An 8,297-nucleotide genomic window follows, 5' to 3' on the forward strand; every position below is an offset into this window, starting at 1 on the left:
CCCCCCCCCCCCCCCCCCCCCCCCGCCCACCCCCCCGCCCCCCCCCCCCCCCCCCCCCCCCCCCCCCCCACAACACGTGCACGACCCGCACCACTTCGCGGTGTGCGGGCGATAATGCCGACCATGAGGTCGGTGATCACCGTGGTGTCCGTGATGCTGGTGGTCGCGGGCGCCGCGGCTGCGCTGTTCTGGCTGGTCCGCGGCCGGCGCGGCTTCGGCACCCCGGTGGAGCGCGCGGCCTTCGCGGCGCTGCACGAGGCGTCGCTCGCGGCCCCGCTGCTGCGCGACGGGCTGAACCCCGAATCGGCGCGCAAGGCCGCCCGGCATCTGCGGGCACTGCTGGCCACCCCCGCGCTCGCCGTCGTCGGCGGCGGCGAACTGCTGGCCTGGGACGGCGCGGGGCGGCACCACGCCGCGCAGGCGGTCGCCCACACCGGGGACGCGATCGACGCGGGGCGCCCGTGGCTGGTGCCGGCCGGCACCGTCGACTGCGGCGACCCGGACTGCCCGGTCCGCTCGGCGATCGTGGTGCCGCTGGTGGTCGACGGCCTGGTCGTCGGCGCGCTGACCGTCTACGCCCGGCACGTGTCCGCCGGCCTGGTACGGGCCGCGGGCGAGGTCGCGCACTGGGTGATCGCGCAACTGGAGCTGGCCGAACTCGACCGCTCCCGCACCCGGATGATGGAGGCGGAACTGCGTGCCCTGCGCGCCCAGATCTCCCCGCACTTCGTCTACAACTCGCTCACCGCCATCGCGTCCTTCGTCCGTACCGACCCCGCACAGGCGCGCGAACTGCTTCTGGAGTTCGCCGAATTGACCCGGTACAGCCTGCGCAAGCACGGTGAGTTCAGTACCCTCGCCGAAGAGTTGCGGTCGGTGGACCGATACTTGCGGCTGGAACGTGCCCGCTTCGGCGCCCGGCTGCGGGTCGATCTGCTGATCGCGCCGGAGGTCCTGCCGGTGGCGGTGCCCTTCCTGTGCCTCCAGCCGATCGTGGAGAACGCGGTGCGTCACGGCCTGGGGCCCAAGGCGGCACCGGGCCTGATCACCATCAGGGCCGAGGACGCGGGAGCGGAGTGCCGGATCAGCGTGGAGGACGACGGGGTGGGCATGGAGCCGGAGGACGTGCGGCTCCAGCTCGCCGGGGAGGCCGGAGGGGACTCGCTCGGCCTGGGCAATGTCGACGAGCGGCTGCGGGCGGTCTTCGGCGACGAGTACGGCCTGGTCGTGGAGACGGCACCGGGCGCCGGGACGAAGATCAGCGTCCGGGTGCCGAAGTACCGGAACGGAGTGCACGCGTCATGAGACCGCTGCGGATCCTGGCCGTGGACGACGAACCGCCCGCCCTGGACGACCTCGGCTACCTGCTCCGCGGCGACCACCGGGTCGGCCGGGTGCTGGCCGCCGACAGCAGTGACGCGGCGCTGCGGCTGCTGGAGGCCGAGCCGATCGACGCGGTCTTCCTCGACATCCGGATGCCGGGACTCGACGGGCTCGACCTGGTCCGGGTGCTGAGCCGCTTCGCCCACCCGCCGGCCGTCGTCTTCGTCACCGCCTACGAGGACTTCGCTGTCGACGCCTTCGCGCTGAAGGCCTGCGACTACCTGCTCAAGCCGGTGGGCGCCGAACGCCTGGCCGAGGCGGTGCGCCGGGTGGCCGCGCTGCTCGACGGGGGCGCGGGACCGCAGCAGCCCGCCCCCGACCCTGGCCCGGAGCGCATCCCCGTGGACCTCGGCGGCGTCACCCGCTTCGTGTCCCGCGACGACGTGGCCTACGCCGAGGCCCAGGGCGACTACGTACGCCTGCACACCGCGGGCCACGCGCCACTGGTGCGGGTGCCGCTCGCGGTGCTCGCCGAACGCTGGGAGGCGCACGGATTCCTGCGGATCCACCGCCGCTTCCTGGTCTCGCTGCGGCACGTCGAGGAGCTGCGCTCCGACGCCGGGCACTGGACCGTGCGGGTCGCGGGCAGCGAACTCCCGGTGAGCCGCCGCCACACCCGGCAGCTGCGCGACGTCCTGGTGCGCTGGGCGCCCGCGCCGGGCCCCGGCCCGTCATGACCGGCCCCGGCGGACCGCGCCGCGCCCCGAAACCGGCGGCGGCACCGAAGCCGCAGCCCAGGCAGGTGCCCCAGCAGTCCGCCGAGCCCGGCCCGGTGCCGCCTCCTGCCCCCCGCCGTGTCGCCGTCTCGGCGCCGCGCCGCCACCGCACCGGCGGCTACTCGGCCCGGGCGGGCGCCGCCGACCTGCACGCGCAGCCGCAGCTCGGCCAGCTCTACGTACGCTCCCTGGTCCGCAACCAACTGCGGCTGGCGCTCGGCGTGCTGGCCGTGCTCGCCGCCGTGCTCGGCGGGCTGCCCGCCGCCTTCGCGCTGCTGCCGGGGCTGCGCACCGCCGAGGTCGCCGGGATACGCCTGCCCTGGCTGCTGTTCGGGGCGGTCGCCTACCCGCTGCTGGTGGGCGCGGCCTACTTCCACGTCCGGCACGCCGAGCGGGTCGAGCGCGACTTCACCGACCTGCTGAGCGGCCCCGACGCGTCGGACAGCCCCGACACACCCCCGCGCGCCGCCCGGTGAACCCCGGCCTCGGCCTGGCGGCGCTCGCCGTGGTCCTGGTCGCCACGGTCGCCTTCGGCATCTACGGGCTGCGGCTGTCCCGGGCCACCTCGGACTTCTACGTCGCCTCCCGCGAGGTGTCGCCGCTGTGGAACGCCTCCGCGATCGGCGGGGAATACCTCTCGGCCGCCTCCTTCCTCGGCGTCGCGGGCCTGGTGATGGCCTACGGCGTGGACATGCTGGCCTACCCGGTCGGCTACACCGCCGGCTATCTGGTGCTGCTCCTGCTGGTCGCCGCCCCGCTGCGGCGCTCGGGCGCCTACACGCTGCCGGACTTCGCCGAGGAACGCCTCGGCTCCCTCGCGGTCCGCCGGGTGGCCGGCGTCCTGGTCGCGGTCATCGCCTGGCTCTACCTGGTGCCGCAGCTCCAGGGCGCCGGGCTGACCCTCCAGACGGTGACCGGCGCCCCCCGCTGGGCCGGCGCGGTGGTCGTCGCGGCCGTCGTGGTCGGTGTGGCCGCGGCGGGCGGCATGCGCAGCGTCACCCTCGTCCAGGGCTTCCAGTTCTGGCTGAAACTCACCGCCATCGCCGTCCCCGCGCTCTTCCTGGTCATGGCCTGGCGCTCGGCCGGCGCTCCCGCGCTGACCGGCCCCGACGTCCCCCGCTTCGGCCGCACCACGGTCGTACGGCTGCAGGACCCGGTGCGCTTCGACGTGACCGCTCCGGTGACCGTACGGGTCAGCGGCCGGCTCGACGGGACGGCGTACGCCGCGGCCGGCGTACGCCTCGGCGACGGCAGGCACAGCGCGGAGGGCGGCACCGAACTGACCTTCCCGCGCGGCGCCGCCGTCCCGCACAAGGACGGCCTGGCCCCCTCCTCGGGCGCCCGCTGGGCCGAACCGCTGTCCGGCGCGGGCGGCCGGGCCCATCCGCTCTACGCGCTCTACTCGATCCTGCTCGCCACCCTGCTCGGCACGATGGGGCTGCCGCACGTCCTGGTCCGCTTCTACACCAACCCCGACGGGCGGGCCGCCCGCCGCACCACCGTCCTGGTCCTGGTGCTGCTCAGCGTGTTCTACCTGCTGCCCACCGTCTACGGGGCGCTGGGGCGGGTGCTGGCGCCGCAGTTGCTGCTGACCGGGCAGACCGACACCGCGGTCCTCGTCCTGCCGCAGCTCACCCAGGCGGGCGAGGGCGGCCGGCTGCTCGCCGCGCTGGCCACCGCCGGGGCCTTCGCCGCCTTCGTGTCCACCGCGTCGGGCCTGACGGTGTCGGTGGCCGGCGTGGTCTCGCAGGACCTGCTGCGCGGCTCGACCCGCGGCTTCCGCTGGGCGTCGCTGGTCGCGGGCGTGCCGCCGCTGGTGATGGCCACCGCGACCACCGGGCTGCCGGTGGCCGACGCGATCGGGCTGGCCTTCGCGGTCGCCGCATCATCCTTCTGCCCGCTACTGGTGCTCGGCATCTGGTGGCGGGGGCTGACCGACCTCGGCGCGCTGCTCGGCCTGGTCGCCGGCGGCGGGCTGGCGGCGGTCGCGGTGGTGCTGACCAGCGTCCGCGGCCCCGGACGCGGCTGGAGCGCGGCCCTGCTGGAACAGCCCGCGGCCTGGACGGTGCCCGTCGCCTTCACCGTGATGATCACGGTGTCGCTGCTGACCAGGCACCGGCTGGCGCCCGCGGCGGTGGACCGGGTGATGCTGCGGATGCACCTGCCGGAGGAGGTCGGCGCCGACGGGGCGGCCCTGCCCGCGGTCCGGCCGCCGACCGCTGGGCGCAGCTGACGTACCGTCCGCCGTACCGACCGCACCGCTCGGCGACTCCCTGTGACGGGCGCCTCGTCGCGGGCCTGGCACGGACCTAGCGTGTGCCGCGACCGGAAACGGTCCTCCCACGGCCCTGCCGTGCCTCAATGTGGAGGGAAACCGCAGATGAGCAGTCCTGTGCCCGAGCCCGCCGTCGCCGACCCCGGTCCGCTGGGCCTGGCCGGCTTCGCCGCCACCACTTTCGTGCTCAGCTCCTTCAACGCCCACCTGATCGACGCCGACCTGCTGCCGGTGGTCCTGCCGCTCGCGCTGTTCTACGGCGGTCTCGTCCAACTGCTGGCCGGCATGTGGGAGTTCAGGAAGGGCAACACCTTCGGGGCGACCGCCTTCGGCTCATACGGCGCCTTCTGGCTGTCCTACGCCGCCTACGTGAAATTCGTGGTCGGCGACCTTCCGCCCGACACCGCGCACCAGGCGACCGGGCTCTTCCTGCTGATATGGGCGATCTTCACCGTCTACATGACGGTCGCCGCGCTGCGCACCAACGGCGCGCTGCTCGCGGTCTTCGTGGCGCTGGCCGCGACCTTCGTCGTCCTGACCGTCGCCGAATTCGCCGAGTCGACCACCGCCACCAAGGCCGGCGGCTGGATCGGCCTGCTCACCGCGCTGCTTGCCTGGTACGCCTCCTTCGCCGTGGTCACCAACAGCACCTGGAAGCGCGCAGTCGTACCGGTCTTCGCCGGCGTGGCGTCGGCGGGCGCCGGACGGGGCGGCCCGGTCGAGGGCACCCACTCATGAGTGACGCGACCCTGTCCAACCTGCTCAGGGAGGAAAGGCGCTTCCCGCCGCCGGCCGCGCTGGCGGAGCAGGCGAACGTCACCGCGGCGGCCTACGAGGAGGCCGCCGCGGACAGCGAGGCCTTCTGGGCGGCACAGGCCGCCCGGCTGGAGTGGGCGCAGCCGTGGACGCAGGTCCTCGACTGGAGCCGGGCGCCCTTCGCCCGCTGGTTCAGCGGCGGGCGGCTCAATGTGGCCGACAACTGCGTGGACCGCCACGTCAGGGCCGGGCACGGCGACCGGGTCGCCTTCCACTGGGAGGGCGAGCCGGGCGACACCCGCACCCTGACCTACGCCGACCTCAAGGACGAGGTGAGCCGGGCGGCCAACGCGCTGCTCTCGCTCGGGGTACGGGCCGGCGACCGGGTCGCGCTGTATCTGCCGATGATCCCCGAGACCGTGGTGGCGATGCTGGCCTGCGCCCGGATCGGCGCCCCGCACACGGTGGTCTTCGGCGGCTTCTCCGCCGAGGCGCTGCGCGGCCGTATCCAGGACTGCGACGCGCGGGTGGTCGTCACCGCCGACGGCGGCCACCGCAAGGGCGCGGCCTCCGCGCTCAAACCCGCCGTCGACGAGGCACTCGAGCAGTGCCCCGGCGTCCGCAGCGTGCTGGTGGTGCGCCGCACCGGTCAGGACGTCGGCTGGACCGAGGGCCGCGATGTGTGGTGGCACGACCTGGTCGCCGCCCAGCCGGCCGAGCACACCCCCGAGGCGTTCGACAGCGAGCACCCGCTCTACATCATGTACACCTCCGGCACCACCGCCCGCCCCAAGGGCATCCTGCACACCACCGGCGGCTACCTGACGCAGGTCGCGTGGTCGCACTGGGCGGTCTTCGACGTCAAGCCCGAGCGGGACGTCTACTGGACCGCCGCCGACATCGGCTGGGTCACCGGGCACTCCTACATCGTCTACGGCCCGCTGGCCAACGGGGTGACCTCGGTGCTGTACGAGGGCACCCCCGACACCCCGCACCAGGGCCGCTGGTGGGAGATCGTGCAGAAGTACAAGGTGACGATCCTCTACTGCGCGCCGACCGCGATCCGCACGTTCATGAAGTGGGGTGACGCGATCCCCGGCCGCTTCGACCTCACGTCGTTGCGGCTGCTGGGGTCGGTGGGCGAGCCGATCAATCCCGAGGCGTGGATCTGGTACCGGCGGGCCGTCGGCGGCGACCGCACACCGGTGGTCGACACCTGGTGGCAGACCGAGACCGGCGCCCAGATGATCAGTCCGCTGCCCGGTGTCAGCACCTGCAAGCCGGGCTCCGCGCTGCGCCCGCTGCCCGGCATCTGCGCCGAGGTGGTGGACGACGCGGGCGAGCCGGTGCCGAACGGCTCCGGCGGGTACCTGGTGCTGACCCGGCCGTGGCCGGCGATGCTGCGCACCATCTGGGGCGACGAGCAGCGCTACCTGGACACGTACTGGTCGCGCTTCCCCGGCCGCTACTTCGCCGGTGACGGCGCCAAGAAGGACGAGGACGGCGACATCTGGCTGCTGGGCCGGGTGGACGACGTCATGAACGTCTCCGGGCACCGGATCTCCACCACCGAGGTGGAGTCGGCGCTGGTGTCCCACCCGCTGGTCGCCGAGGCCGCGGTCGTCGGCGCCGCCGACCCGACCACCGGGCAGGGCATCGTCGCCTTCGTCATCCTGCGCGGCGACGCGGCGGCCAAGGGCGCGGACGAGGACCCGGCGCAGGAACTGCGGGCCCATGTGGCCAAGGAGATCGGGGCGATCGCCCGGCCGCGGCAGATCCTGGTGGTCGCGGAACTTCCCAAGACCCGCTCGGGGAAGATCATGCGCCGGCTGCTGCGGGACATCGCGGAGAACCGTGAACTCGGCGATGTCACGACGCTGACGGACTCCTCGGTGATGGACGCGATCCGCGAGCGGCTGCCCGACGGGTCCTGAGCCCGCCGCTCCTCGAAGCGTCCCCGGGCGGACCCGCTCCCTGAGAGCGGGTCCGCCCGGGGGCCGGGCCGCCCCCCCCGGACGGCCCGCTCGCGCCCCCTGATGTCGAGCCGGGCGTAGTTCATCAGCCCGTTCCTCACGGTGTGCAGCGTCAGCACATGCCGCCCGGGCGCGGGCAGCGGGATGGCCAGCTCCGCCCAGTGGTGCGCCTGCCGCCACGGCACCTCGCCGAAGTCGGCCTCCGCCGAGCCCGCCGGGTCGCCGTAGTCGATGGCGAGGTCGATGCGCTGGCGCACTCCCAGAGGATATGAAACCGCAGCTCACGTCGGTTGGCCGAAAGCCGGCGTGATTCCCGGTCCGCGGCCGGTCCGCGGCGGCGTTCGTCCAGCGGACCTGTGCCGCCGGCGGCCGGCCCGCGCGCCCCCACCGGGGAGCGGGCGGCCGGTCCGCCACCGACGGCGGACCGGCCGCCCACGCGTGAACCGCGCGGTCAGGCGGCCTCAGCAGCCGATCGGCGAGGAGCCGACCGCCACATCGTCGAACCACAGGGTGTCGTCACCGGTGCCGTAACTCTCCCAGCCCAGGCGCAGCGCGGTCGGCCTGGGCGGGGTGGTGCGCGACAGCCACTGCCGGTCCACGTCGGCGGTCGGTACGCCGTCCACCCGCAGCCCCGCCACGTCCTGGTCGCCCAGCCAGGTCTGCAGGGACGGCGCGGTGGTGCCGACGGCGAACCGCAGGCACTGCCAGCTGCCGGTGGGCAGCGGGCGGCTCAGCGCGACGCCCGCCGGGCTCTGCTCGGGCAGCGTCGCGTCGTCGGTCTCGCGATTCCACTGCAACGCGCCGTTCTGCCCGCCGATCCGCAGCGCGCGGCCGCCCTGCGAGGAGTCCGGCATCGACACGAAGGCGACATGCGCGGCCGGCAGCGCGGTGGTGTGCCGCACCCACAGCCGTACGTACATCACCGGGCCGACCGCGGACAGGTCCTGGGTGTCCGCGACGAAGGCGTGGTTGCAGTAGCCGGCGTGGCCGTCCACCCGCAGCGACCGGGTCCCGCTGTGCGCGACCGCCGTGTCGACGGCGACAGCGCCGGTGCCCGAGCAGTCGGGCGCGGCCGGCTGCCACTGCCCGGAGGGCGCGGTGCCGGTCTGGTCCTCGAAGTCCGAGCAGATCACCGTGCCGGAGCAGCCGGACGGCGGCGGCGTGGTGGGCGGCGTGGTGGGCGGGGTGGTGGGC

At 74.5% G+C, this 8,297-nt stretch carries 6 protein-coding genes and 1 pseudogene; 6 read left to right on the forward strand and 1 reads right to left on the reverse strand.

Annotation, left to right across the window (positions count from 1 at the left end; all coding sequences use genetic code 11):
* Positions 1-114: 114 nt before the first annotated feature.
* The 6 genes from V7E46_RS30430 to acs all read left to right on the forward strand — a co-directional run bounded on the left by V7E46_RS30430 (position 115) and on the right by acs (position 7,064).
* Positions 115-1,305, forward strand: coding sequence for a histidine kinase (locus tag V7E46_RS30430; RefSeq protein WP_443054402.1), 1,191 nt, complete (start codon positions 115-117; stop codon positions 1,303-1,305).
* Positions 1,302-2,060 carry a LytR/AlgR family response regulator transcription factor gene (locus V7E46_RS30435; RefSeq protein ID WP_333771429.1) on the forward strand — a complete coding sequence of 253 codons (759 nt, stop codon included), beginning with the start codon at positions 1,302-1,304 and terminating at the stop codon, positions 2,058-2,060. The genes V7E46_RS30430 and V7E46_RS30435 overlap by 4 nt, the downstream gene beginning before the upstream one ends.
* A gap of 65 nt (positions 2,061-2,125) precedes the next feature.
* A complete protein-coding gene (locus V7E46_RS30440) occupies positions 2,126-2,575 on the forward strand; it encodes a hypothetical protein (protein WP_333771430.1) in 450 nt (149 codons plus the stop codon).
* Positions 2,572-4,332 (forward strand): sodium/solute symporter, encoded by a 1,761-nt coding sequence (locus V7E46_RS30445; RefSeq protein WP_333771431.1) that lies wholly within the window; start codon positions 2,572-2,574, stop codon positions 4,330-4,332. The genes V7E46_RS30440 and V7E46_RS30445 overlap by 4 nt, the downstream gene beginning before the upstream one ends.
* Positions 4,333-4,479: 147 nt before the next feature.
* Positions 4,480-5,112, forward strand: coding sequence for an acetate uptake transporter (locus V7E46_RS30450; RefSeq protein ID WP_333771432.1), 633 nt, complete (start codon positions 4,480-4,482; stop codon positions 5,110-5,112).
* Positions 5,109-7,064, forward strand: a complete 1,956-nt coding sequence (gene acs, locus V7E46_RS30455) for an acetate--CoA ligase (protein WP_333771433.1) — start codon at positions 5,109-5,111, stop codon at positions 7,062-7,064. The genes V7E46_RS30450 and acs overlap by 4 nt, the downstream gene beginning before the upstream one ends.
* A gap of 500 nt (positions 7,065-7,564) precedes the next feature.
* Here acs and V7E46_RS30460 read toward each other — a convergent pair.
* Positions 7,565-8,297, reverse strand: a pseudogene (locus V7E46_RS30460) (cellulose-binding protein); the annotation flags it as partial.

It is taken from the genome of Streptomyces sp. IBSBF 2435, from assembly GCF_036815005.1.
Classification (GTDB): Bacteria; Actinomycetota; Actinomycetes; order Streptomycetales; family Streptomycetaceae; genus Actinacidiphila.